This window comes from Oryzisolibacter sp. LB2S, from assembly GCF_040732315.1.
GTDB lineage: Bacteria > Pseudomonadota > Gammaproteobacteria > Burkholderiales > Burkholderiaceae_C > Alicycliphilus > Alicycliphilus soli.
This window is the reverse complement of sequence record NZ_CP160388.1, coordinates 36,742-61,085: the sequence shown is the minus strand read 5'-3', so window position 1 is coordinate 61,085 and position 24,344 is coordinate 36,742. Positions and strand designations below refer to the sequence as shown.

General features: G+C 68.4%; 19 protein-coding genes. 13 read left to right on the top strand and 6 right to left on the bottom strand.

The window, feature by feature from the left end; all coding sequences use genetic code 11:
- Nucleotides 1–42: 42 nt before the first annotated feature.
- Complete coding sequence (locus tag ABUE11_RS00280; RefSeq protein ID WP_367066925.1) at nt 43–726, bottom strand: TetR/AcrR family transcriptional regulator; 684 nt, start codon at nt 724–726, stop codon at nt 43–45.
- 142 nt (nt 727–868) lie between these two features.
- On the opposite strand from ABUE11_RS00280, the gene ABUE11_RS00275 reads away from it, so the two are divergent.
- From ABUE11_RS00275 to ABUE11_RS00235, 9 genes are all read left to right on the top strand, one after another.
- Nucleotides 869–1,768, top strand: coding sequence for an ABC transporter ATP-binding protein (locus ABUE11_RS00275; RefSeq protein WP_367068862.1), 900 nt, complete (start codon nt 869–871; stop codon nt 1,766–1,768).
- Entirely contained in the window at nt 1,768–2,646 is an 879-nt protein-coding gene (locus ABUE11_RS00270; RefSeq protein WP_367068861.1) for a branched-chain amino acid ABC transporter permease, read from the top strand. The genes ABUE11_RS00275 and ABUE11_RS00270 overlap by 1 nt, the downstream gene beginning before the upstream one ends.
- A 176-nt stretch (nt 2,647–2,822) precedes the next feature.
- On the top strand, nt 2,823–3,860 hold the full coding sequence (locus tag ABUE11_RS00265) for a branched-chain amino acid ABC transporter permease (protein WP_367066924.1): 1,038 nt from the start codon (nt 2,823–2,825) through the stop codon (nt 3,858–3,860).
- An 18-nt stretch (nt 3,861–3,878) separates the two neighbouring features.
- Entirely contained in the window at nt 3,879–5,066 is a 1,188-nt protein-coding gene (locus ABUE11_RS00260) for an ABC transporter substrate-binding protein (protein ID WP_367066922.1), read from the top strand.
- Between the two features lie 161 nt (nt 5,067–5,227).
- Nucleotides 5,228–6,049, top strand: a complete 822-nt coding sequence (locus ABUE11_RS00255) for an ABC transporter ATP-binding protein (protein ID WP_367066920.1) — start codon at nt 5,228–5,230, stop codon at nt 6,047–6,049.
- Nucleotides 6,046–7,845, top strand: a complete 1,800-nt coding sequence (locus ABUE11_RS00250) for an AMP-binding protein (RefSeq protein WP_367066919.1) — start codon at nt 6,046–6,048, stop codon at nt 7,843–7,845. Before ABUE11_RS00255 ends, ABUE11_RS00250 begins: the two co-directional genes overlap by 4 nt.
- Before the next feature lie 186 nt (nt 7,846–8,031).
- Entirely contained in the window at nt 8,032–8,811 is a 780-nt protein-coding gene (locus ABUE11_RS00245; RefSeq protein WP_367066918.1) for an enoyl-CoA hydratase-related protein, read from the top strand.
- 4 nt (nt 8,812–8,815) lie between these two features.
- Nucleotides 8,816–10,003, top strand: coding sequence for an acetyl-CoA C-acyltransferase family protein (locus ABUE11_RS00240; protein ID WP_367066916.1), 1,188 nt, complete (start codon nt 8,816–8,818; stop codon nt 10,001–10,003).
- Between the two features lie 5 nt (nt 10,004–10,008).
- Nucleotides 10,009–11,175, top strand: coding sequence for an acyl-CoA dehydrogenase family protein (locus ABUE11_RS00235; protein WP_367068860.1), 1,167 nt, complete (start codon nt 10,009–10,011; stop codon nt 11,173–11,175).
- An 18-nt stretch (nt 11,176–11,193) separates the two neighbouring features.
- Here the strand turns inward: ABUE11_RS00235 and ABUE11_RS00230 are convergent, their stop codons facing one another.
- Nucleotides 11,194–11,445, bottom strand: coding sequence for a DUF3297 family protein (locus tag ABUE11_RS00230; RefSeq protein ID WP_367066915.1), 252 nt, complete (start codon nt 11,443–11,445; stop codon nt 11,194–11,196).
- 554 nt (nt 11,446–11,999) lie between these two features.
- Complete coding sequence (locus ABUE11_RS00225; protein ID WP_367066914.1) at nt 12,000–13,253, bottom strand: nucleoside recognition domain-containing protein; 1,254 nt, start codon at nt 13,251–13,253, stop codon at nt 12,000–12,002.
- 55 nt (nt 13,254–13,308) lie between these two features.
- On the opposite strand from ABUE11_RS00225, the gene ABUE11_RS00220 reads away from it, so the two are divergent.
- Nucleotides 13,309–13,956, top strand: a complete 648-nt coding sequence (locus ABUE11_RS00220) for a response regulator transcription factor (RefSeq protein WP_367066913.1) — start codon at nt 13,309–13,311, stop codon at nt 13,954–13,956.
- A gap of 177 nt (nt 13,957–14,133) precedes the next feature.
- On the opposite strand, the gene ABUE11_RS00215 is transcribed toward ABUE11_RS00220, so the two are convergent.
- Complete coding sequence (locus ABUE11_RS00215) at nt 14,134–16,809, bottom strand: PAS-domain containing protein (RefSeq protein ID WP_367066911.1); 2,676 nt, start codon at nt 16,807–16,809, stop codon at nt 14,134–14,136.
- A gap of 111 nt (nt 16,810–16,920) precedes the next feature.
- Here ABUE11_RS00215 and ABUE11_RS00210 point away from each other — a divergent pair, with 111 nt between their 5' ends.
- Entirely contained in the window at nt 16,921–18,243 is a 1,323-nt protein-coding gene (locus ABUE11_RS00210; RefSeq protein ID WP_367066909.1) for a dicarboxylate/amino acid:cation symporter, read from the top strand.
- Nucleotides 18,244–18,320: 77 nt separating this feature from the next.
- On the opposite strand, the gene ABUE11_RS00205 is transcribed toward ABUE11_RS00210, so the two are convergent.
- Nucleotides 18,321–19,301 carry a recombination-associated protein RdgC gene (locus ABUE11_RS00205; RefSeq protein ID WP_367066907.1) on the bottom strand — a complete coding sequence of 327 codons (981 nt, stop codon included), beginning with the start codon at nt 19,299–19,301 and terminating at the stop codon, nt 18,321–18,323.
- Nucleotides 19,302–19,497: 196 nt separating this feature from the next.
- Between ABUE11_RS00205 and ABUE11_RS00200 the strand changes: the two genes are divergently transcribed.
- Nucleotides 19,498–20,070, top strand: coding sequence for a Spy/CpxP family protein refolding chaperone (locus ABUE11_RS00200; RefSeq protein ID WP_367066906.1), 573 nt, complete (start codon nt 19,498–19,500; stop codon nt 20,068–20,070).
- A gap of 104 nt (nt 20,071–20,174) precedes the next feature.
- Nucleotides 20,175–20,792: an acyloxyacyl hydrolase gene (locus tag ABUE11_RS00195; protein ID WP_367066905.1), complete on the top strand. Its 618-nt coding sequence runs from the start codon at nt 20,175–20,177 to the stop codon at nt 20,790–20,792.
- Nucleotides 20,793–21,023: 231 nt separating this feature from the next.
- On the opposite strand, the gene ABUE11_RS00190 is transcribed toward ABUE11_RS00195, so the two are convergent.
- Complete coding sequence (locus tag ABUE11_RS00190) at nt 21,024–24,164, bottom strand: EAL domain-containing protein (protein ID WP_367066904.1); 3,141 nt, start codon at nt 24,162–24,164, stop codon at nt 21,024–21,026.
- Nucleotides 24,165–24,344 lie beyond the last annotated feature (180 nt).

The window sequence follows — 24,344 nt, the reverse complement described above, 5'->3', positions numbered from 1 at the left end:
AGCGATTTTCACCTCAACCAACGGTGACAACCGCCTCGCCCGCTACCGGTTCACCACCCCCGACAGCAGCGTGCCAATGCACTGCTCGGCCAGCTGCTCGGGTGTGTACGCGCCCCCGGGCTGGTACCAGCGCCCTATCCAGCTCAGGGCGCCGGCGATCACAAAGGCTGTGATCTTGGGGTCGCAGGGCGCAAGCGAGCCCTCCTGCACGCCCTGCGCGACGAGGCGCCGGAAGGCCTGGTCGATCTCGCTCTTCATGCGGCGCAGCTCGGTGCGGCTGGGCTCGGGCACCTCCTCGTCGCCCACGCGGATCAGGCACATGCCAAAGGGCTGCATGACGATGTCGGCATAAACCTGCATGCAGGCGCGCAGCTGGTCCACGGCGTTGCCGCCGGCCGCGCGCGAGGCCTCGATGCCGTCGAGCGTCATCCTCAGGCCCTGGTTCACGCATTGCAGCAGGATGTCGTCCTTGTTCTTCACGTAGTAGTACAGCGTGGGCTTGCTGACATGCAGGCGCGCGGCGATGTCGTCGAGCGAGGTGGCGTGAAAGCCGCGCTCGTTGAACATCTGCGCGGCCGTGGACAGCACGGCGTTGCGCTTGGCCTCGCGCTGTTGCTCGCGCGCGGCGGCGCTCGCCCAGGGGGATTCCTGCCGGCCCGTGCGCGCCACGCGCTTGGCGGCGGGCCTGGCCGCCTTGGCCTTGGAAGCTGCGGGTGATGTGCCCATGCCGTTGCTCCTGCGTCTCCCGGGTTAGTCCTGATGTCCGGACGACCCATTGCATCCAAAAATCTACTTTCAAGTAACCAGTCTACGTAAAAGTAGAGCACGGCCGGTTCGCACAAACCCGTAGAGGATGCCCAGCATGCCGATGGAGACAGATCACGCAGCGCCCAGCGCCCCGCCCCTGCTGCAGGTCGACGGGGTCACGCTCGCCTTTGGCGGCGTGCGCGCGCTCTCGGGCGTGAGCTTTGGCGTGCAGCCGGGCTCGATCACCGCCGTCATTGGCCCCAATGGCGCGGGCAAGACCTCGCTGTTCAACACCATCTCGGGCTTTTACCGCCCCACCGAGGGCCGCATCCGCTTCCGTGGCCAGGACATCACGCGCCTGCACGCGCCGCAGCGCGCGCGCATGGGTCTGGGGCGCAGCTTTCAGAACATTGCGCTGTTTCGCGGCATGACGGTGCTCGACAACATCAAGCTCGGGCGCCACGCGCACCTCAAGACGAATGTGTTCGACGCGCTCCTCTATCTGGGCCGCGCGCGCCGCGAGGAGGCCGAGCTCCGCCGCGACATCGAGGAGCGCATCATCGACTTCCTCGAGATCGACCACATCCGCCACGCCCCCGTCTCGGCCCTGTCCTACGGCCTGCAAAAGCGCGTGGAGATGGCGCGCGCCCTGGCCATGCAGCCCGAGGTGCTGATGCTCGACGAGCCCGTGGCCGGCATGAACCGCGAGGAGACCGAGGACATGGCGCGCTTCATCCTCGACGTGCGCGCCGAATGGGGCGTGACGGTACTCATGGTGGAGCACGACATGGGCATGGTGATGGACCTGTCGGACCATGTGGTGGTGCTGAACTTCGGCCAGGTCATCGCCCAGGGCGTGCCCGCCGTGGTGCAGGCCGACCCCGAGGTGGGCCGCGCCTACCTGGGTTCGGGCAATGTCGACGAGCTGCGCGCGCGGCTGCAGGCCGCCGCCCGGCCCCGCCCCGGTGCGGCCGTCGCCGCACCCGTCCACACCACGACCGCCGCCGCAGGAGCCGCATGATGGACTGGGCCTATCTATTCGAGATCAGCCTCACCGGCATTGCCAGCGGCGGGCTGTACGCGCTCGCGGCGCTGGCCTTCGTCATGGTCTACAAGGCCACGCGCGTGGTCAACATCGCCATCGGCGAGATGCTCATGGCCGGCGGCTACCTGTTCTTCACCTTTGCCGCCATGTGGGCGCTGCCGCTGTGGCTGGCCATCCCCGCGGCCGTGCTCGCCTGTGGCCTCCTGGGCGCGGTGATAGAGCGCACCGTGATCCGCCCGCTGCTCGGCGAGCCGGAGATCTCCGTCTTCATGGTGACCGTGGGTCTGTCCTCGGTGCTCATAGGCCTCGTGGAGATGATCTGGACGGCCGACCAGCGCCGCCTGCCCGAGTTCATGCCCGGCGACCCCATCATGGTGGGCGACGCCTTCCTCGCGCCCAAGGTGTTCTGGGGCGCGGTCGTGGCGGCCGTGTTCATCGCCGCCGTGCTGCTGGTGTTCCGCTACTGGCGCGGCGGCGTGGCGCTGCGCGCCACGGCCAGTGACCAGGCGGCCGCGTACTCGGTGGGCATCAACGTGCCGCGCGTGTTCTCGCTGGCCTGGGTGGCCTCCAGCATGCTCGCGGCCATCTCGGGAATCATCGTCGGCTCCATCGGCGGGATCTCCAGCAGCATGGGCGTGTTCGGCCTGTCGGTGCTGGTCGTCGTCATCGTGGGCGGCCTTGACAGTGTGCTCGGCGCGCTCGTGGGCGGCGTGCTCATCGGCCTGGTCGAGGCCCTGGCCGGGGCGTATCTGGGCGGCGAATACAAGCTGCTGGCGACCTTTGTGGTGCTGGTGGCCATCCTCATGCTGCGCCCCTACGGCCTGTACGGCACGCGCGAAATCGAAAGACTATGAAACACCCCCTGAGCCGCTGCGCGTCTTCCCCCTCCAGGGGGACACCGCCACTGGCCCGGCAAAGCCGGCTCCACGGCGGTCACTGGCATGGCCTGCTCCGCGGCCTTCCGCACCGTGGTGTTTTTGCGCATGGACTGGCGATGTCACAGGCCCACGGCGTTCTGGAGAAGTGATCGATGCGTATCGGAACCCTCAAGCAAAGCTATGTCGCGGACGCCGCGCTGTTCGACTCGCGCACCCAGCATGTGTGGCTCGCGCTGGGCGCGGCGCTGCTGCTGCTGTTTCCCTTCATGGCCAGCGACTACTGGCTCTACATGGCCTGCCTGGTGGCCATCAACGTGGCCAGCAGCACGGGGCTGAACATCCTCACGGGCTACACCGGCCTGGTCAGCCTGGGGCAGGCGGCCTTCATGGGCCTGGGCGCCTACACCGTGGCGATTCTGCAGACGCGCTGGGGCACGCCGTTTCTGCTCAACCTGCTGGCCGGCGGCGTCGTGGCCATGGCAGGCGGCATCGTGGTCGGCATCCCCTCGCTGCGCGTCAAGGGGCTGTACCTGGCCATCGCCACGATTGCGGCCTCGTTCATCGCGCATTTCCTGTTTGCCAACTTCGACTTCACGGGCGGCACGGCCGGGCTGTCGCTGCCGCCGGCGCATTTTTTCGGCATCGACCTGGACACGTCGTTTCGCCTGTACTGGCTCATCGTGCCGGTCACGCTGCTCATGCTCGTCGGTGCGGCCAACCTGTTTCGCACGCGCATAGGCCGGGCCTTCATCGCGATCCGCGACCGCGACATCTCGGCCGAGGTGCTGGGCATACCGCTCTTGCGCTACAAGCTGCTGTCGTTCGGCCTGTCCTCGTTCTACGCGGGCGTGGCCGGCGGGCTGTGGGCGTATTTCTTTCGCGTGGTCACGCCCGAGAGCTTTCCGCTGTCCATGTCCATCTTCTTCCTCGCGGCCATCATCGTCGGCGGCATGGGCTCCATCCTCGGCGGCATTCTGGGCGCGGCGTTCATGACCATGGTGCCCGAGCTGCTCAAGTTCGCCTTCGACCTGCTGCCCGGCGGAGCGGACCTCGCGGTGTTCCTCTCGCCCGTGCGCCTCGTGGTGTTTGGCGCTCTCATCATCGGATTTCTGGTGTTCGAGCCCCTGGGGCTCGCCGAAATGTGGCGCCGCACGCGCCGCTTCTTCCATCTGTGGCCCTTCCGTAACTAAACCCCTAGGAGACAAGACATGGCACAGCAACGCATTTCCACCCGTCGCCGCCAGCTCATGCTGGGTGCGGCCGCCGCGGGCGCCGCCGCACTCACCCAGCCGCTGTCGGTGCTGGCGCAGGGCGCGGAGGACATCGTCATCGGCGGCTCCATCCCCATGACCGGGGTGTTCGCCTTTGCCGGCGTGGGCATCAACGCCGGCATCCAGGACTACGTGAAGATCGTCAACGACGCCGGCGGCATTGCCGGGCGCAAGGTGCGCTACGTGCCCGAGGACACGGGCTACAAGGTCGACGTGTCGGTGGCCACCTTCAAGAAGATCACCAGCCAGAACAAGGTCAACCTCTACTACGGCGACTCCACGGGCTTTTCCAAGACCATCAACCCCGAGCTCGAGCGCAACGGCAACATCCTCATGGCAGGCGCCTCGTTCGCGAGCGAGCTCAACGATCCCAAGAAATACCCGCAGCAGTTCCTCGTCGGGCCGGACTACACGGAGATGTTCGGCATCCTTCTGAAACACATCGCCAAGGAAAAGCCCGGCGCCAAGGTGGCCTTCGTGTACTCGGACTCGGAGTTCGGCCGCGACCCGATCGAGAAGAGCGAGGCCGCCGCCAAGGCCCTGGGCCTGTCCGTGCCCATCAAGATCATGACGCCCGCGGGCAGCGTGGACGTGTCCACCGAGGTCATCAAGCTGCGCCGCGCCGCACCCGACTACACCATCTTCCACGGCTACATCCTCGCGCCCATCCCCGAGTTCATCACCCAAGGCAAGCAGCAGGGCATGAAGAGCAAATGGATGGGCACCTTCTGGACCATGGACAGCTCCACCGTCATGAAGATGGGCGAGGCCGGCGACGGCTTCATGGGCGTGATGCCCTACCGCTACTACTACGACACCGAGAAGGCCCCGATGCTCGACAAGATCCGCGCGCTGCGCCCGGAATACCAGAGCACGGCCTACATGCAGGGCTTTCTCGCGGCCATGCTGTTCCTCGAATCGGCCAAGCGCTGCCTGGACGGCAACAAGCCGCTCACGGGCGCCAACCTCAAGGCCGCGCTCAACACCATTCGCGACTTCGACACCGGCGGTCTGATCGGCGTGCCCATCACCATCAGCGGCAACTCGATCCCCGTGGGCCGGGTCTACAAGGCGGACATGAAGGCGCAGAAGATGGTTGCGGCGTCCGATTGGATCAAGCTGTGAACAACCCCCTGTGGCGCTTCGCGCCTTCCCCCTTCTCTCACGCTGCGCGTGGGAAGGGGGACGCCACCAGCGCGGCGGGGCGGCCCTTGCGCGGTGGCCCTGACCTGGGTTGCGCCAGTTTCATCGCACATGCCCCATACACAGCACCATGAACCAGTGACATGACCCAGCAGGCCTCCACCAACGTCCTCGAGGTCAACAACATCGAGGTCATCTACAACAAGGCCGTGCAGGCCCTGCGCGGGCTGTCGCTCTCTGTGCCGCGCGGGCAGATCGTGGCGCTCCTGGGCAGCAACGGCGCGGGCAAGAGCACCACGCTCAAGGCCATATCGAACCTGCTGCCGCTGGAGAACGGCCTGCTCGCCTCGGGCAGCATCCGCTTTGCGGGGCAGGACATCGCTGCCGTGGCGCCCCAGCAGCTCGTGCGCCGCGGGCTGTCGCATGTGATGGAGGGGCGGCGCATCTTCGAGGACCTGACGATAGAGGAAAACCTCGTCGCCGCAAGCTACGCGCTCACCGGGCGCAGCAACGCGGACAAGCCCGACTTCGACCTGGTCTACGAATACTTTCCGCGCCTGCACGAGCGCCGCAAGGGCCTGGCCGGCTACCTGTCGGGCGGCGAGCAGCAGATGCTCGCGATTGGCCGCGCGCTCATCGCGAGACCTGAGCTGATGCTGCTCGACGAGCCCTCGCTGGGCCTCTCGCCCAAACTCACCGAGGACATCTTCGCCATCATCGCGCGCATCAATGCCGAACGCGCTACCAGCATGCTGCTCGTGGAGCAGAACGCCACCGTGGCCCTGGCCGTGGCGCACAGCGGCTACATCATGGAAAGCGGCAAGATCGTCATCGACGGAACGGCAGAGCGCCTGGCCAGCGACCCCGACGTGCGCGAGTTCTACCTTGGCATGGGCAGCAGCGGCGAGGCCAAGAGCTTCAAAGAGATCAAGCATTACAAGCGGCGCAAGAGATGGCTGTCATGAATCTCCCCGAACTCACCCTGCCCCAGATGCTGCGCCGGCGCGCGCTGCAGGACGGCCAGCGCATCGCCATAAGGCAAAAGGACTTCGGCATCTGGAAGCCCTTCACCTGGGCCCAGTACTACGAACGCGCCGCGCATTTCGGCCAGGGCCTGCTGGAGCTGGGCCTTGAGCCCGGCGGCCATGTGGGCGTGATTGCCGAAAACCGCATCGAATGGGTGCTGGCGCAGATGGGCGCGGGCCTGGTGGGCGGCATCACCGTGGGCGTCTACCCCACCAGCCCCAGCCCCGAGGTGGCCTATGTCGTGGGCCACGCCGACATCTCCATCATGGTCTGTGAGGATCAGGAGCAGACCGACAAGGTGCTGGACGCGCTCGACCAGTTGCCGCTGCTCAAAAAAATCATCGTCATGGAAACCAAGGGCCTGCGCAGCTTCACGCCCGCGCAGCGCGCCCTGATCGCCACGTTCGACGAGGTCGAGCACATGGGCCGCAAGGCGCACAGCCAGACGCGCATAGACGCGCTGCTGGCGCAGCAAACGCTGGACGACATCGGTCTCATGATCTACACCTCGGGCTCCACGGGCAAGCCCAAGGGCGCGATGATCTCCTGGCGCAACATGCGCGGCGTCACGCCCGGCATCGTCGAGCGCCTGCGGCTCGCCGCGGGCACCTCGCATCTGTCCTATCTGCCGCTGTGCCATGTGGCCGAGCAGATGCTCACCACCTTTGTGCCGCTCTACCTGGGCTCCACCGTCAACTTCGGCGAGTCGATACGCACCGTGCAGGAAGACCTGCGCGAGGTCGCGCCCAGCATGTTCCTGGGCGTGCCGCGCATCTGGGAAAAGCTGCACTCGTCCATCAGCATCAAGATGCAGGAAACCGGCGCGCTGCGCCGCCGCCTGTACGAGCGCGCCCTGGCCGCCTGCGCGCCGCTGGCGGAAAAGCCGCGCGGCCAATGGAGCCTGGCCGAGCGCCTGCGCTACGGCGCGTACTACTGGCTGGTGCTGCGCGCACTGCAGAACTTCATAGGCCTGCGCGAGGCCAAGGTGGCGCTGACGGGCGCGGCGCCCATTGCGCCCGACGTGGTGCGCTTTTTCCGCACCATCGGCGTGCCGCTCATCGAGGTCTATGGGCTGACCGAATCCACCGGCATGGTCACGGGCCAGGACCTCGACCGGGTCACCGTGGGCACCGTGGGCCCGGTCACCCAGGGCGTGCAGCACCGCATTGCCGACACGGGCGAGCTGCAGCTGCGCGGCGACATGGTGTTCGCGGGCTACTACAAGAACCCCGAGGCCACGGCGCAAAGCATTGTGGACGGCTGGCTGCACACGGGCGACGTGGTGCGCGAGGAGCAAGGTCAGATCAAGATCGTCGACCGCTTGAAGGACATCATGATCACCGCCGGCGGCAAGAACCTCACGCCGTCGGAGATCGAGAACACCATGAAGGCCAGCCCCTTCATCAAGGAATGCGTCATCGTGGCCGAGGCGCGCAAGTACGTTGCGGCCCTGGTCATGATCGACTACGAGACCGTGGGCAAATGGGCCGAGGCGCGGCGCATCGCGTTCACGCATTTCCGCTCGCTGGTCGAGACGCCCGAGGTGCGCCGCCTCATCGACGAGGAGATCGCTGCGGGCAACGCCAGGCTCGCCCAGGTGGCGCAGATCCGCAAATTCCACCTGCTCACCAAGGAGCTGGACCACGACGACGGCGAGGTCACGGCCACCATGAAGGTGCGGCGCTCGAGCATCTACAAGACCTATGCGGCGGAGATCGAGGCCTTGTATGCATGAGACGGCACCCGTCATTCCCGCGAAGGCGGGAATCCATGCCTGCCTCCGGGGCGCAGCCGGTCGCTGGATCCCCGCCTGCGCGGGGATGACGGCAGACTTGCAGAGGTTCATCCAAAAACAAGCATGAAACAAGCCTTCAGCGCCCGCCCATCAAGCGCAACCAGCTATTGAATCGAGAGTAATCACATGACCACCACCCCATTGCTCATCACCCGCCAGGGCGCCATCGTCACGCTGCAGTTCAACCGCCCCGAGGCCATGAACGCGCTCGACGTGGCCACGGCCCGGGCGCTGCTCGCGGCCGTGCAAGACATCGCCGGTGACGCCAGCGTGCGCGCCGTGCTGCTCAAGGGCGCGGGCCGCGCCTTCGTCGCAGGTGGCGACCTGGCCCTGCTCGCGGCCGACCCGGTGCAGGGCGCGCGCGCCCTGCTCGGCCCGCTCAACGAGGCCCTGCTGCTGCTGCAGAACCTCGACGCCCCGGTCATCGCCCAGGTGCATGGCGCGGCCGCGGGCGCGGGCCTGTCGCTGATGCTGATGTGCGACTTCGTGCTCGCGGCCGAGGGCACGAAGTTCAACCTCGCCTACATCAACCTCGGCACCAGCTGCGACGTGGGCGCGAGCTGGGCGCTGCCGCGCCTCGTGGGCCTGCGCCGCGCGCTGGAGATCGCCATGCTCGGCGAGACCTTCGGCGCCGACGAGGCGCTGCGCCTGGGCCTGGTCAACCGCGTGCTGCCCGCCGCCGAGCTCGAGGCCGCGGCCCAGGCCTTTGCCGAGCGCCTGGCCGCCGGCCCCACCATCGCCTACGGCCACATGCGCCGCCTGCTGCGCGCGGGGCTGGACAACGACCTGGCCGCGCAGCTGCAGGCCGAGGCCCGCTCCTTCGAGGCCTGCGCGCAGACGGCCGACATGAAGGGCGGCATAGACGCCTTCCTCGCCAAGCGCAAACCGCAGTTCAATGGAAGGTAACCCCATGACCACACGAGACATCTTCATCGTCAGCACCGCCCGCACCGCCATCGGCAGCTTTGGCGGCAGCTTGAAGGACATGCCCAACAGCCAGCTCGCCACCACCGTGGTCAGGGCCGCCATCGCGCGCTCGGGCCTCGCGCCCGACGCCGTGGGCCATGTGGTCATGGGCAACGTCATCCCCACCGACACGCGCGACGCCTACCTCGCGCGCGTGGCCGCCATCGACGCGGGCTGCGCCATCGACACGCCTGCCATGAACGTCAACCGCCTGTGCGGCTCGGGCCTGCAGGCCATCATCAGCGCCGCCCAGGCCATTGGCTACGGCGACTGCGACGTGGCCGTGGCCGGCGGCAGCGAGAGCATGAGCCGCGGCCCCTACTTCGACCAGGGCGCGCGCTGGGGACAGCGCATGGGCGACAGCAAGAGCATCGACTACATGCTCGGCATTCTTCACGACCCCTGGCAGAAGATGCACATGGGCATCACGGCCGAGAACGTGGCCGAGCGCTACGGCATCAGCCGCGAGATGCAGGACAGCCTGGCGCTGGAAAGCCAGCGCCGCGCCGCCGCCGCCATCGCTGCCGGGTACTTCAAGGAGCAGATCACCCCCGTGGAGATCGCCACGCGCAAGGGCACGGTGCTGTTCGACACCGACGAGCATGTGCGCGCGGGCACCACGCTCGAGCAGCTCGCGGGCATGAAGCCCGCGTTCAGAAAGGAAGGCGGCACCGTCACCGCGGGCAACGCCTCGGGCATCAACGACGGCGCGGCCGCCATGACCCTGGTCGCGGGCGACCGCCTGGCCGCGCTGGGCGTCACACCGCTGGCGCGCCTCGTGGGCTACGCGCATGCGGGCGTGGAGCCAGCCTACATGGGTATAGGCCCCGTGCCCGCAACGCAAAAGGTGCTGGCGCGCACTGGCCTCAAGGCGCAGGACATGGACGTGATCGAGGCCAACGAGGCCTTCGCCGCCCAGGCCTGCGCCGTCATGCAGCAGCTCGACCTGGACCCGGCCCGCGTCAACCCCAACGGCTCGGGCATCTCGCTCGGCCACCCCGTGGGCGCCACGGGCGCCATCATCACCACCAAGGCCATTGCCGAGCTGCACCGCACGGGCGGGCGCTACGCCCTCGTGACCATGTGCATAGGCGGCGGCCAGGGCATTGCGGCCATTTTCGAGAGGGTATGAACACCATGCTGCCCAACACCTTTCTCAGCGCCGACGAGCAGGCCGAGCTCGACCTGTTCACCGCATCCCTGGAGCGCTTCTGCGACACCGAGATCGAGCCGCATTACCGCGACTGGGAGAAGGCCGGCATCGTCGAGCGCGAGCTGTTTCGCAAGATGGGCGCGCAGGGCTATCTGTGCGCCGACGTGCCCGAAGGATTTGGCGGCCCGGGCGCGGGCGTGCGCTTTTCGTTTGCCGTGGTGCAGGTGCTCTCGCGCCGCGGCTATGGCGGCTTCGTCGGCGGGCTGCAGGTGCACAACGACATCGTCCCGCCCTACCTGCTGCATTGCGGCACCGAGGCCCAGCGCCAGCATTGGCTGCCACGCATGTGCAGCGGCGAGGCGGTGGCCGCCATCGGCATGACCGAGCCCGGCGCGGGCAGCGACCTCAAGGCCCTGCGCACCACGGCCCGGCGCGAGGGCGATGGCTACGTCATCAACGGCAGCAAGATCTTCATCAGCAACGGCCAGCATTGCGATCTGCTGGTGCTCGCCGCCAAGACCGACCCGGCCGCGGGCGCCAAGGGCGTGAGCCTGTTCCTCGTCGACACCCGCACGCCCGGCTTCTCTCGCGGGCAGAACCTCGAGAAGATAGGCCAGCATGCGGGCGACACCTCCGAGCTGTTCTTCGAGGACATGGTCGTGCCGCTCGATGCGCTGCTCGGTGGCGTGGAGGGCCAGGGCTTTGTGCAGATGATGCGCGAGCTGCCGCGCGAGCGCCTCATCATCGGCGTGCAGGCCGTGCATGGCGCGCGCGGCGCGCTCGACGCCACCGTGCGCTATGTGCAGGAGCGCCAGGCCTTCGGCCAGCCCGTGGCGCAGTTCCAGAACACGCGCTTTGCGCTCGCGCAATGCGCGGCCGACATCGCCGCGGCCGAGGCCTTCGTGAACGCCGGCATCGCCGCCTGTGCCCAGGGCCTGCTCACCCCCGAGGCGGCCAGCGCCATCAAGCTGCACGCGAGCGAGATGTTCGGCCGCGTGGCCGACGCCTGCCTGCAGCTCTTCGGCGGCTACGGCTACATGGCCGAATACCCGATCGCGCGCTTCTGGACCGACGCGCGCGTGCTGCGCATCTACGGCGGCACCTCCGAGATCATGAAGGAGCTCGTGGCGCGCTCGCTGCTCGGGCGCTGAACAGGCGCTGACGGCCTGCTACTTGTAGAACACCTCCACGCTCCCCTTGAGCGTGATGAGCAGCGGCCGGCCGCGCCGGTCCACGGTCTTGCCCGCGGGCACCTTGATCCAGCCCTCGCTGATGCAGTACTCCTCGACGTCGAAGCGCTCGCGGCCGTTGAAGCGTATGCCGATGTCGCCCTCCTGCTGAAACACCGCCGCCACATGGTGCGGGCTGCGCGGATCAACGGCGAGGCGGTCGGGCAGGGGGAGTTTGGCGGAATCGGTCACGGCAGGAAATCTCGCAAGAAAACGGCAGGGGCCGCATTGTCCCGCATCCGTGGCGGGGTGCCGCCCAGCTTCCCACTTTCACTATTCAAACGATAGCTGCTTGCGCTTACCCACAAAGCGCTGGAGGCGGTTTTGACCTGTTATTTCCCCCATGACAGGTGGGCTGTGGACAAGTCTGCGGAGTGTTCCGGCACAACCGGGCAGTTGTCCACAGACCGGCGCCCGCCGCCCCGCTTGTCCCCATTTCGGGTGCAGCGGGCGCAGCTTTCGCTCCCCATGCTTTGGCCGCGCTCAACCGGTTGATTTGCAAGCAAAAACAGGGCTTGTCCACAGCGAGGGGCGGCCTCTACTACTACGACTATTTTGAAATAACAGTATTGATGAACAACCGGTAGTGGCGCAGGCCCGGCCGGAGCACATGGGCGGATACGCCGCGCCCTGCCCGTGCAGGACGGGGCGGTTGCAGATTCAGTGGATCAGGGGGACCGCCTGCGCAGGGAGGATGGCGGGTGGGACGGCGGCCGATCAAAAGCGCCCGGATGGGCCCGGAGAGGTCAGCGCAACATGGCGTAGCCCACGCCGATGGCGGCAACCAGCCCCACGGCGTCGGCCAGCAGCGCGCAGACCAGGGCGTGGCGGTGGTGCTTGACGCCCACGCTGCCGAAGTACACGGCCAGCACGTAGAAGGTGGTCTCGGTCGAGCCCTGGATGATGGCCGCGAGGCGCCCGACGAAGGAGTCCACGCCATGCGTCTGCAGCACGTCGATCATCAGCCCGCGCGCGCCCGCGCCCGAGAGCACCTTCATCAGCCCCACGGGCAGGGCCGGCAGAAAGTCGGTGTTCCAGCCCAGCGCCGCCACGCCCGCGCCTATGGCCGAGAGCAGCGCGTCCATGCAGCCCGCGGCGCGGAACACGCCGATGGCGGCCAGGATGGCGATGAGGTAGGGAATGATCTGCACGGCCACGCCAAAGCCCTCCTTGGCGCCGTCGATGAAGGCGTCGTACAGATTCACGCGGCGCCAGGTGCCGGCCAGCAGAAACAGCGCCACGATGCCCAGGATCACGGCCGCGCCCGTGCTGCCCGCGATCTGCGCCGCGCGCTCGGCCGGCAGGCGCGCGAGTGCCGCCACGGCCGCCGCCAGCAGGCCGCCCACGGCCAGGATCGGCAGCAGCAGACGCGCGCGCCACAGCGGCAGGCGCTGTGCCACGGCCACGGCGATCACGCCCGCGAGCAGCGAGGCAAAGGTGACCAGCAGCGTGGGCAGAAAGATGTCGGCCGCGTTGAAGCCCGCGCCCAGGCCCTGCTTGAGGGCCACGCTCTGGCGTATGGCGATGACCGAGGTCGGTATCAGCGTGAGCCCGGCCGTGTTCATGACCACGAACATGATCTGCGCGTTGCTGGCCGTTCCCACAGGTTCGCGGTTGAGCGTCTGCAGCTCCTGCATGGCCTTGAGGCCCAGGGGCGTGGCGGCGTTGTCCAGCCCGAGCAGGTTGGCGCTGATGTTGAGCGTCATCGCGCCCTGGGCCGGGTGGCCGTCGGGCACGCCGGGAAACAGTCGGCGCAAGAGCGGGCCCGCGACGCGCGCCAGCAGCTCCACCATGCCCGCGCGCTCGCCCACGCGCATCAGGCCCAGCCACAGGGCCATGATGCCGGCCAGGCCCAGCGAGATCTCGAAGCCGGCACGCGCGCCGTCGAACAGCGCTGTGAGCAAGGCCTGGAAGATGCCCGCCTCGCCCAGCAGCCAGCGCGCCGCGGCGGTGACAAAGGCCACGATGAAGAAACCCGTCCAGACCCAGTTGAGTGCCATGGCGCACGATGGTAATGGTGCGGCGGCGCCCGCAGGCCGTGGCAGACTGCGGCCCATGTCCGCCCCTGCCCTGCTCGTTGCCGATGACCACCCGCTGTTTCGCGCCGCGCTGATCCAGCTGCTGCGCGAGCGCTTTGCCGCCTACGCCACGCTCGAGGCCGCGAGCGCCACCACGCTCGGCCAGGCGCTGGCCGAGCACGCCGAGGTGGAGCTGGTGCTGCTGGACCTGGCCATGCCGGGCGCGCGCGGCTTCTCGGCGCTCCTGCATGTGCGCGGCGAATACCCGCAGGTGCCGGTGGTGGTGATCTCCTCCAACGACCATCCGCGCGTGATCCGCCGCGCCCAGCAGTTCGGCGCGGCGGGCTTCATCCCGAAGTCGGCCGCGGCCGAGGACATGGCGGCGGCGATCGAGACGGTGCTCGACGGCGGCAGCTGGTTCCCGGCCATGGCGGCCGAGCATTCCGAGGCCGACGCGGCGCTGGCCGCGCGCCTGGCGCGCCTGACGCCGCAGCAGTTCCGCGTGCTGCTGTGCCTGGCCGACGGGCTGCTGAACAAGCAGATCGCGCACGAGCTTGGCCTGGCCGAGAACACCGTCAAGGTGCATGTGACGGCCATCCTCAAGAAGCTCGAGTGCTACAGCCGCACCCAGGCCGCCGTGCTGGTCAAGAGCCTGGAGCCGGAGCAGGAGGCGGGCGCCGATTGACCTGGTGTTGTGCAACCGCAGCGGCGCTTGCTCCCTCTCCCGCTGGCGGGAGAGGGCCGGGGTGAGGGTGCTTGCTGGCGGGCGCGGGGCTTGCGCCACCCCCTCACCCCCGCCCTCTCCCCCAAGGGGGCGAGGGAGTGAATACCGGCACCGGGCAGGCCTTGCGCGCCAGCACGGCTACGCGCCGCTCTGGCGCAACAACAGCTGGCTGACCAGCGCGCGCAGCGCCGCCGGGCGCACGGGCTTGAGCAGCAGGGCCCAGCCGCGCTCGGCCGCCTGGCGGCGCAGGGCCGGGTCGCGCTCGGCCGTGACCAGCACCACCGGCGGCTGCTGGCCCCAGAGGGCGCACAGCCGCTCGTAGAGCTCGGGGCCGTGGAACGGGCCCATGCGCACATCGAGCAGCACCAGCTGCGGCGCCTGGCCCGGCGCAGCGAGGTCCAGCGCCGCCTGGGGGCCGCCGGCCAGGGCCACGTCGCAGCCCCAGCGGCGCAGCAGCGCGCCCGTGGCCTCGCAGCTGGGCGCGTCGTCGTCGATGTACCAGGCGCTGCTGCCCGCAAGCGGCCGGTCGTCCGCCGCGGGGCTGGCCGCGGCCTGGGCCGGCGCATCGGCGGCATCGGGCGCGCCATCGACCAGCGGCACGCAGACCCAGAACCGGCTGCCGCGTCCGAGCTCCGAGCGCAGGCCGATCTCGTGGCCCAGCAGCCGGCCCAGGCGCTCGACGATGGCCAGGCCCAGGCCCGCGCCCTTGTCCTGGTCATGGCCCTCGCCGAGGCGGCGGAACTCCTCGAAGATTTCGCGCTGCAGGCTCTCGGGAATGCCCGGGCCCTGGTCGTGCACCTCGATGCGCAGCTGCCGGCCCTGGCGCCGGCAGCCCAGCAGCACGCGGCCGTGCGGCGTGTAGCGGATGGCGTTGGACAGCAGGTTCTGCAGGATGCGGCGCAGGAGCGCCTCGTCGCTGCGCACCACGCAGCGCGAGCCCACGGTCGTCAGGCGCAGGCCGCGGCTCGCGGCGATGATGCCGAAGTTGTGCTGCAAGACCTGGAGCAAGGGCCCTATCGCGAAGTCGCGCACATGCACCTCGAGCTGGCCCGACTCCATGCGCGAGATGTCCAGCAGGCTGTTGAGGATGCCGTCCTGCGCGGCCAGCGCGCCGTCGATGCTGTCGGCCACGCGGCGCCCGGCCTCGTCGTGCAGGTGGTTGCGCAACAGTGAGCTGAACATGCGCGCGGCGTTCAGCGGCTGCAGCAGGTCGTGCACGGCGGCGGCGACGAAGCGCGTCTTGTAGCGGTTGGCCTGCTCGGCCTCGCGCCGCGCGGCGTCCAGGTCACGCGTGCGCTCGGCGATGCGCAGCTCCAGCGCATCGGCCAGCGAGCGCAGCTCGCGCGCGGCGTTCTTGTAGCTGGTGATGTCGGCGTAGCTCGTGACGAAGCCGCCATCGGGCAGCGGGTTGCCGCGTATCTCCAGCACCTGGCCGTCGCCCTTGGCGCTCTCGTGCAGATGGGGCGTGCCCTCGCGCAGGTGGCGCAGGCGCCGCTCGATGGCGTCCTCGGTCGGCCCGGGGCCAAGCAGGCCGCGGCGCGCGTTGTGGCGCAGCAGGGCCTCCACGGGTGCGCCCACGCGCAGGAGCTCGGCCGGAAAGCGAAACAGTTCCACATAGCGCGAGTTCCAGGCGACGAGGTTCAGATCGCGGTCTATCACCACCACGCCCTGGGGCAGGTGCTGCAGGCTGCGCGACAGCCCGGTTTCGGCCGCGCGCGCGGCCTGCACGATGGCGTCCTGCGCCGTGCGCAGCTCCTGGGCATGCTGCTGGAGCACGGTCTCGAGCTCCTGACGGCTCTGCATGCGCACGCGCGTCAGGCGCTGGCGCTGGCGCACGAACAGCACCAGCAGCGACAGGGCCAGCCACAGGGCCGCGGCGGCGATGGCGGCCAGCCGCCCGGCCTCGGCCACGGCGCGCGTGCTGTGCAGCAGGTGCAGCTTCCAGTCGCTGCCGGGCAGGGCCAGGGTCTGCCACAGCAGGGGCTGGGGCTCGGCGGGGTCGTGCAGGCGCACGAGCATGGCGCCGTCGGAGAGCGGCCGCTCGCTGCGGTAGGAGAGCGGCACAAGCGGCTGGTCCGCATACTGGCGCGTGGCGGACAGCTCTTCGCGGCCCTGCTCGTCCAGCGGCGCGAGCAGGCGGTAGCGCCAGGCGTCGCGGCTGGCCAGAAAGATCACGCCATGCGCGTCCGAGGCGAGCACGATGTCGGGGCTGATGAGCCATTCATGCTCGAGCTCGGACAGCGCGATCTTGATCGCCACCAGGCCCAGGGTGTGGCCCTGCTCGTCGCGGATGGCGGTGGAGAGGAAGTATCCCGGCTCGCCCGTGGTCATCCCTATGCCGTAGAAGCGCCCCTGGCCCTGCGTCAGCGCCTGCTGCACATAGGGACGGAAGGCGTAGTTCTCGCCCACGTTGCTGTGCTCGGCGCGCCAGTTGCTCGCGGCGATGGCCCGGCCCTGGCGGTCGATCAGCGTCAGCGTCGATGACTGGCTGGCGCCGTTGGCCTGTTCGAGCTTGCGGTTGATGGCCAGTGTCTGCGCCGCCGTGAGCGGGTGCGAGAGCGCGTCGCGCAGCTGCGGGTCCAGCGCCAGCACCTCGGGCAGGGTGCGAAAGCGGTCTATGCGCTGGGCCATGGTCTGGCCGTAGAGCGTGAGCTGGCGCTGCACGTCGCGGCTTTCCTGGTGCAGCGCGCGCCGCTCGGCCAGATGGCCGGCCAGCAGCATGCAGCAGACCATGCCCGCGAGCACGGCCAGCACCGTCCACAGCAGGCGCCGGCGCTTGCTCGTGAGGGTGAAAGTGCGGTGCTGGATGGCCATGTGCGGGGCGTCGGCTAATACCAATAGGTTATCGGCAAGAGCGGGCGGGCGCGGTTCAATTGCGGCCGCCATGATGCGCCACCCGAGCGCGTCCTTTTCTGGAGACCCGCAATGCACGCCCTGCCCTTGTCAGAGACCGCCGCGCCCGAACGCCCGCCCTTCTACCGTCAACTGTATTTCCAGGTGGTGTTCGCCATCGTCGTCGGCGTGCTGCTGGGCCATTTCGAGCCCGCCTACGGCGCCGCGATGAAGCCGTTTGGCGACGCCTTCATCAAGCTCATCAAGATGATCATCGCGCCGGTGATCTTTCTGACCATCGTCACCGGCATCTCCGGCATGAGCCACCTGAGCGCCGTGGGCCGCGTGTTCGGCAAGGCCATGGCCTACTTCCTGACCTTCTCCACGCTGGCGCTGGTGGTCGGCCTGGTGGTGGCCAACGTGATGCAGCCGGGCACCGGCATGCACATCAACGTGGCCGACCTGGACCAGAGCGCCGTCAAGGGCTATGTCGCCAAGTCGCACGAGATGACGCTCACCGGCTTCGTCATGGACATCATCCCCAAGACGCTGATCAGCCCCTTCGTGGGCGACAACATCCTGCAGGTGCTGCTGGTGTCGGTGCTGTTCGGCGTGTCGCTGGCCATGGTGGGCGACGCCGGCCGGCCCATCGTGGACTTTCTCGACGGGCTCACCCGGCCCGTGTTCAAGCTCGTGAACATCGTCATGAAGGCCGCCCCCATCGGCGCGTTCGGCGCCATGGCCTTCACCATCGGCAAGTTCGGCCTGGGCTCGCTGGTGAATCTGGCCGAGCTGGTGCTGACCTTCTACATCACCTCGGCCGTGTTCGTGCTCGTGATCCTGGGCGCCGTGGCGCGCCTGTGCGGCTTCTCGGTCATCAAGCTGATCCGCTACCTCAAGGACGAGCTGCTGCTGGTGCTGGGCACCTCCTCGTCCGAGTCCGCCCTGCCCTCGCTGATGCACAAGATGGAGAAGGCCGGCTGCGCCAAGTCCGTCGTCGGCCTGGTCGTGCCCACGGGCTACTCGTTCAACCTCGACGGCACCAACATCTACATGACGCTGGCCGCGCTGTTCATCGCCCAGGCGACCGATACCGATCTGACGCTGGGCCACCAGATTGCGCTGCTGCTCGTGGCCATGCTCAGCTCCAAGGGCGCTGCGGGCGTCACGGGCGCGGGCTTCATCACGCTGGCGGCGACACTGGCCGTGGTGCCCGAGGTGCCCGTGGCCGGCATGGCGCTGATCCTGGGCGTGGACCGCTTCATGAGCGAGTGCCGCTCGCTGACCAACTTCATCGGCAACGCCGTGGCCACGGTCGTCGTCTCGCGCTGGGAAAAGGCGCTGGACCATGAGCGCCTGCACGCCGCCCTCAATGGTGAGGGCGCAAGAACCGCGCCCGAGGCGCTGGCGGGCTGAGGCGCCAAGGCCGCCCCGGCATCAAGGCAACGGCCCAGGCGCCCAAGTGGCGGCCTGGGCCGTTGTGCATTTCGGCGTCAGAACGGCGCGTCGTCGTCCGGGCCGGCGGCCGGCGCGTGCAACGCGCCCGTGGCCGCGGCTGTGGCGGCTGGTGCAGAGGCACCCATGTCGCTGCGCCCTTCCCCGCCCAGTGCGGCGATCAGGTCGGGGATGAGCTTGCACAGTTCGCCCGTGGCAATGGCCACGTCGGCGTCAAAGCCCGCGTCGTCCTGCGTCTGGCCCTCGAACACCGTGTCCTGGAAGGCCAGCTTCTTGATCTGCAGGCCCTCGGTGAGCACGAAGGAGACGCGGTCGTCCCAGCTCATGGCCAGCTTGGTCGGCAGCTTGCCGGCCTGGATATGGGCCTGCACCTCTTCGATGTCGAGCGGGTGGCGCGCGTAGCGCACCACGGCCTTGGTCTCGTCCGCGGCCTTGAGCTCGCACTCGCGGTCGATGGAAAAGCCCGCGGGCGCCTCCTGCTGCGTGAGCCAATGGGCCATGGCCGCCTGCGGGCTGGTCTGCGTGTCCAGAAGGGCCAGCGACAGGCCGGGCAGCTGCTCCACGAGCAGGCTGGTGATCTCGTCGGCACGGCCCTGGGCGCCGGTGTCGAGCACCAGCAGGCCCGCCTCGCGGTCGATCCAGACCCAGGTCGAGCCCTGTTTGGTGAAGGCCATGGGCAGCAGGTCGAGCTTGGCCTCGTCCTTCAATTCCTTGGTTTCCTTCTTGCCGGGCTTGCGGCCGGTCTGCTGCTCGATCTGCGCAGCCTTTTCCTTGACCTTGCGCGCGAGCACCGTGGCCGGGAGCATCTTGGCCTCGGTCATGAAACGCAGAATCCACTGCCCGCCCACGCTCTCGGCCAGCGGGCCATGGGCCTCGCCGCGCGGCGGCACCCAGCCGCTCGATTGTTCCTGCGTGGCGCCGCATTCCTGGAACGGCGTCCTGGCCAGCGCCTCCTCGAGCGCGGTCAGGTCGGCCTGCCAGCCGGGGGCAATGCGGTAGACGATGAGATTCTTGAACAATTGATGATTCCTGTTTTGATAGCTGTCAGCGCTTTATGGACGGGCGCTACAGGCATGTTTGATGCATAAAAAGGTGGCGCGCGCCACGCGCCGCCGGGCAGAACTTTACACAGCCGCAGCGTTGCCACATGGCGGCGATACATGCGCGGCCCACAGTAGCGGCCATGGTTTTTGTCACGCAAGAAAGGAACTCCGCATGACCCGACTGCACCTCACCCAACGCCTCGCCTGCACCGCCCTGGTCGCCGCCCTGGCCGGCCTTGCCGCCCCCGCCTTTGCCCAGCCCGGGCCCGGCGGCGCTCCGGGTGCCAAGCCCGCGGCCGAGCAGGACCAGCGCCCACGCCAGCGCCAGATGACGCCCGAACAGCGCGAGCAATACATGCAAAAGCGTGCCGAGGCCTTCAAGCAGAAGCTGCAGCTCACCCCCGCGCAGGAGCCGGCCTGGTCCGGCTTCATGGAGGCCATGAAGCCTAACAGGCAGGCACGCCTGGACATGCAGGGCATGGACAAGCTCACCACGCCCGAGCGCATCGACCGCATGCGCGCCCTGCGCGCCCAGCGCGACGCCGAGATGGACCGCCGCGGCGACGCCGTCAAGGCCTTCTACGCCCAGCTGACGCCCGCGCAGCAAAAGACCTTTGATGCCGAGGGTGGGCGCATGTGGGGCAAGCGTGGCGGCCACTGGCATGAGCACAAGGGCCCGCGCCACGACCACCGGCATGGCATGCACCGCCATGGTCCGGGCCCCATGGCACCGGCCGCGCAGTGAACCCGAGCCACGGCCGCAGCATGCGGCCGTGACCTACAAAAAGCGGGAAAACATGGGCCCTACAGTTGTTACGCGCACAGGCGTGCAACTCACGGAGGGATACCATGTGGCTTCCGATCTCGCTGATTTCGCCCGGCTCCAGCCAGTCCCCTGGGCCCGCCAGTGGCCGGCCGATCCTGCGCGCCGCCGCCTGCCTGCTGGTGGCCATGGCGCCGGCCATGGCGCAGGAGCCGGCCAACGAGCTGACGAATGCCCCGGCGCTCTATCTGCAGGTCGGTCACGCCAGCCACAATACCGACGCCCCCACGCTGGGCATCACCCTGCCCATGGGGGCCTGGCACAGACCCTTGTGGAATGGCGAGCTGCGCGCGCATTGGGATCTCCATCTGAGTCGCTGGCATTTCGATGGACGGGCCGGCTACAGCCACAGCTGGGTGCTGGGCGTGGTGCCCACCTTGCGCCTGCGCCCGGAACAGGGCCATGCGCCCTGGTTCTGGGAGTTGGGTGTGGGCGGCACCATGGCCAATCGCCGTTACCTTGTCAACCGTCGCACCTTCAGCACCCGCTTCAACTTCTCGACCCATCTGGGCCTGGGTCTGAACCTCGGCACGTGGCGCCAACATGAGTTGCTGCTGAGCCTGCAGCATGTGTCCAACGCCGGAATCAAGGAGCCCAACCCGGGCCTGAACTTCCTGCGCCTGCGCTACGCCCTGCACTTCTGACGGCCCAGGCGCCACGCTGTGGACAAGGCTGGGGATGGTGAATGCGCAAGATGCGCCTTGTCCACACGAGCCGGCACCGCGCCCAGGTTGTGCCCGTTGGCGGTGCGGCCTGCACCGCATCCCGCACACATCCTTGGCCATGTCGCAAGTCGTTGTCGGCGTTGCGCAAATGCTGCTTGTCCACAGCAAGGGGCGGCCTCTACTACTACCACTATGTATTGATAAATACCTTCAAGGAATAACCGTGGGAGCTTGGGCGGCCATGCCCAGATGGGCCTGCAGCAACTGCGCCAGGTCCTGCGGCGGCAGCGGCCTGCCGAACAGATAGCCCTGGTAGAGCTCGCAGCCCGCGCGCGCCAGCCAGTCGCGCTGCTCCGCGGTTTCCACGCCTTCGGCGATCACGCCGAGGCCGAGGCTGTGGGTCAGCGCGAGGATGGTGCGCACGATGGCGCAGCTGCTGTCGTCGTTGAGCAGGTCATGCACAAAGCAGCGGTCGATCTTGAGCTGCGACAGCGGCAGGCGCCTGAGGTAGGCCAGCGACGAGTAGCCCGTGCCGAAGTCGTCGAGCGCAATGCCGACGCCATGCGCGCGCAGCGCCTGCATGGTGGCGATGGTGGTGTCCATGTCCTCCACCAGCAGGCTTTCCGTGAGCTCAAGCGTGAGCTGCGCCGCGGGCGCACCAGTGACGGCGAGCACGCGCGCCACATCGTCGACGAAGCAGGGATCGCGGAACTGGCGCGAACTCACGTTGACGGCCATCGACAGATGGGCCAGCGCGGGCTGGGCCTGCCAGGATGCGAGCAGCGCGCAGGCCTGGTGCAGCACCCAGCGTCCCAGCGGCAGGATCAGTCCGGTCTCCTCGGCCGCGGCGATGAACTGCGCCGGTGGCACCATGCCCCGCTGCGGGTGCTGCCAGCGCAGCAGCGCCTCCACGCCCAGAATGCCGCCATGCACGTCGACCTGCGGCTGAAAGTGCAGCAAGAACTCCTGGCGTGACAGCGCGGTGCGCAGGTCCGCCTCCAGCGCCACATGCTCGTCCACGGCCTTTTGCATGCTCGGGTCGAAGAAGCGCAGCGTGCTGCGCCCGGCCTGCTTTGCCTGGTACATGGCCAGGTCGGCCTGCTTGAGCAGTTCGCCCACGGCCGGGCAGGCATGGTCGAACAGCGCGATGCCTATGCTCGGCGTGCTGCGGTACTGATGGCCGGTCAGCGCATAGGGCGCTGAGAGCGCGGCGAGTATCTTTTCCCCGACCTTGTTGGCGTTCTCGGCCAGGGTCGTTGGCTGCGCGCCGATGTGCTCGATCAGCACCACGAACTCGTCGCCACCGAGGCGCGCCACGGTATCCACGTCGCGCACGCAGCTGCTCAGCCTCTGGGCGACGGTCTGCAGCAGCAGGTCGCCCTGGTCGTGACCCAATGTGTCGTTCAGGGTCTTGAAGTTGTCCATGTCGATGAACAGCAGCGCCCCGCCCTGCTGCCGGCGCTGTGCCGTGGCCAGGGCACGTGTCATGCGCTGCATGAACTGCGCACGGTTGGGCAGGCCCGTGAGCGAATCGAAATAGGCCAGACGCTCGATCTCGCGTTCGTCGGCCTTGCGCGCGCCTATGTCGGAGTTGATGGCGAGGATGGAGTCGATCTCGCCCGCCTCGTTGCGCACCAGCGTCCAGCGTCCCTCGATCTCGATCACCCGGCCATCGCGGGTGCAATGCAGCAGTTCTCCACTCCACTCGCCGTGGCTCAGCACCCTCTCGGTGGCCAGCGCGAAGTCCTGCGGATCGTGGTAGAGCAGGTCGATGACGGGGCGGCCCAGCACTTCCTGGCGGCTCCAGCCATACATGCGCTCGGCGCCCGCGTTCCAGAACGTGACGCGGTGCTCCAGGTCGCGCACGATGATGGCGTCGCGCGCCTTGTCCAGCAGCGATGCCTGCTGGCGTATGCGCGTGTCGTCCATCTGGCGCTGCAGCTCGGATGCGGCGCGCACGGCAAAGATCTGAAGGGCACTGGCGCTGAAGGGCGTCTGCGCGAGCGGCTCTCGGTACATGACCATGACCATGCCCATGGGCGCCCCGTCGCTGTCACAGAGCTGGCGCCCGGCATAGCTGCGCATGCCGGCGCGCTGCAATGCCTGGTGCTCGGGAAACGACCGGGCCAGCTGGTCGTTGATCTCCAGCGTGGTCTTGGTGAGCAGCTGCGCGCTGGGCGTACCCTGCAGCGCATATTCATGCGGGGGTTGAGCGACGCCGTCGATCACATGCGAGACCGTCACGGCGTGCAGGTAGCGGCCCTGCACAGGCGGCTGCAGCCGCACCACGCAGGCCGTCTGTGCGCCCAGCGCATCGGCCATGTTCTGGGCAAGATGCTCGAAGAAGGCGGCGCCGGTGTCCGCGGACACCGCTGTGGCGACCTTCACCATGATGGCCTGCAGGCGCTGCTGCTCGGCGCGCGCGCGCAGACTCTCCATGCCATGGGTCAGGTCCGCAGCCATGGACTCGAGCAGCTGCGTCTCCTGTGAGCCGAGTTGCAGTACCTCGGGCGCGTACAGGCACAGCACGCCAAAGGTCTGCTGCGCATTGCGCAGCGGCAGGCACGCAATGGTGTGACAGCCCAGGCGAGTCAGGCCCCGGGCGCGGTCGGGGCAGACTCGGCTGTACTGGGCGTTGGACATGATCACGGTGCGCCCGCTGCGCACGCATGTTGCCGACGGGCCGCGGCCGCCCGGCTCGTGGGGCGACCAGCTCAGGCGCAGCTCATCGATGTAGCCACCGGGGTCGCCCGCGCTTGCCACGATGTCGATGGGCCTGGTGGCCTCGTCGCGTGCCAGGCCCACCCAGCCCATGCGGTAGCCGCCAATGTGCACGGCCAGCTCGCACACGGCATGCCACAGCTCGGATTCCGAGCCGGCGCGCACCAGCATCTGATTGCAGGCATTGCGCATGCGCTGTGCACGGCTCAGGCGCGCGAGCTCGGCCTCGATGCGATTGCGCTCGGTGATGTCGTGGGCCAGGATCTGCCACGCCGGGTGGCCGTCGAACTCGGTCTCGCCGACGAACACCTCCATGTCCATGCGCCGGCCGTCGCGGTGCACATGGTGCCAAACGGTGGCCATGGGCGTGGCTGCGCTGCCGGCGCGCGCATCGCGGCACATGGCCATGGCGCTGTCGGCCACGGACTGTTCGTCCCTGTGCCAGAGCAGACGCATGTCCTTGCCGAGCAGCTCGTCCACGGCATAGCCATAGTGCCGGGCCATGGCGTGGTTGACGGCCAGCAGGCACAGGTCGTCCCGGTCGCACACCCACATGGGCTGGGGGTGCTCGGTGAACAGCGCACGGTACTGGCGCTCGGCCAGCGGGGGGGCGCCCTTGTCCGCCGTCATGCGCGCGGCGTCCCTGTCTGGTGCTGCGTGCGGGCAGCGCTGGCGGGTGATGGATGGCCCTCGGATGGCATGACTGCTTGTCCCATTGGGTGAGCGACGGTTGACGTTTTACCGCATGTTACGCGCAGATGCCCCCATTGTTGGTAGTGATCAGGGGTTCGAGCCCGGAATTTCGGTCAT

Coding starts and splice junctions, on each gene's coding strand:
- ABUE11_RS00280 (WP_367066925.1), bottom strand. CDS start 726: ATGGGCACATCACCCGCAGCTTCCAAGGCCAAGGCGGCCAGGCCCGCC.
- ABUE11_RS00275 (WP_367068862.1), top strand. CDS start 869: ATGGAGACAGATCACGCAGCGCCCAGCGCCCCGCCCCTGCTGCAGGTC.
- ABUE11_RS00270 (WP_367068861.1), top strand. CDS start 1,768: ATGGACTGGGCCTATCTATTCGAGATCAGCCTCACCGGCATTGCCAGC.
- ABUE11_RS00265 (WP_367066924.1), top strand. CDS start 2,823: ATGCGTATCGGAACCCTCAAGCAAAGCTATGTCGCGGACGCCGCGCTG.
- ABUE11_RS00260 (WP_367066922.1), top strand. CDS start 3,879: ATGGCACAGCAACGCATTTCCACCCGTCGCCGCCAGCTCATGCTGGGT.
- ABUE11_RS00255 (WP_367066920.1), top strand. CDS start 5,228: ATGACCCAGCAGGCCTCCACCAACGTCCTCGAGGTCAACAACATCGAG.
- ABUE11_RS00250 (WP_367066919.1), top strand. CDS start 6,046: ATGAATCTCCCCGAACTCACCCTGCCCCAGATGCTGCGCCGGCGCGCG.
- ABUE11_RS00245 (WP_367066918.1), top strand. CDS start 8,032: ATGACCACCACCCCATTGCTCATCACCCGCCAGGGCGCCATCGTCACG.
- ABUE11_RS00240 (WP_367066916.1), top strand. CDS start 8,816: ATGACCACACGAGACATCTTCATCGTCAGCACCGCCCGCACCGCCATC.
- ABUE11_RS00235 (WP_367068860.1), top strand. CDS start 10,009: ATGCTGCCCAACACCTTTCTCAGCGCCGACGAGCAGGCCGAGCTCGAC.
- ABUE11_RS00225 (WP_367066914.1), bottom strand. CDS start 13,253: ATGGCACTCAACTGGGTCTGGACGGGTTTCTTCATCGTGGCCTTTGTC.
- ABUE11_RS00220 (WP_367066913.1), top strand. CDS start 13,309: ATGTCCGCCCCTGCCCTGCTCGTTGCCGATGACCACCCGCTGTTTCGC.
- ABUE11_RS00215 (WP_367066911.1), bottom strand. CDS start 16,809: ATGGCCATCCAGCACCGCACTTTCACCCTCACGAGCAAGCGCCGGCGC.
- ABUE11_RS00210 (WP_367066909.1), top strand. CDS start 16,921: ATGCACGCCCTGCCCTTGTCAGAGACCGCCGCGCCCGAACGCCCGCCC.
- ABUE11_RS00200 (WP_367066906.1), top strand. CDS start 19,498: ATGACCCGACTGCACCTCACCCAACGCCTCGCCTGCACCGCCCTGGTC.
- ABUE11_RS00195 (WP_367066905.1), top strand. CDS start 20,175: ATGTGGCTTCCGATCTCGCTGATTTCGCCCGGCTCCAGCCAGTCCCCT.
- ABUE11_RS00190 (WP_367066904.1), bottom strand. CDS start 24,164: ATGACGGCGGACAAGGGCGCCCCCCCGCTGGCCGAGCGCCAGTACCGT.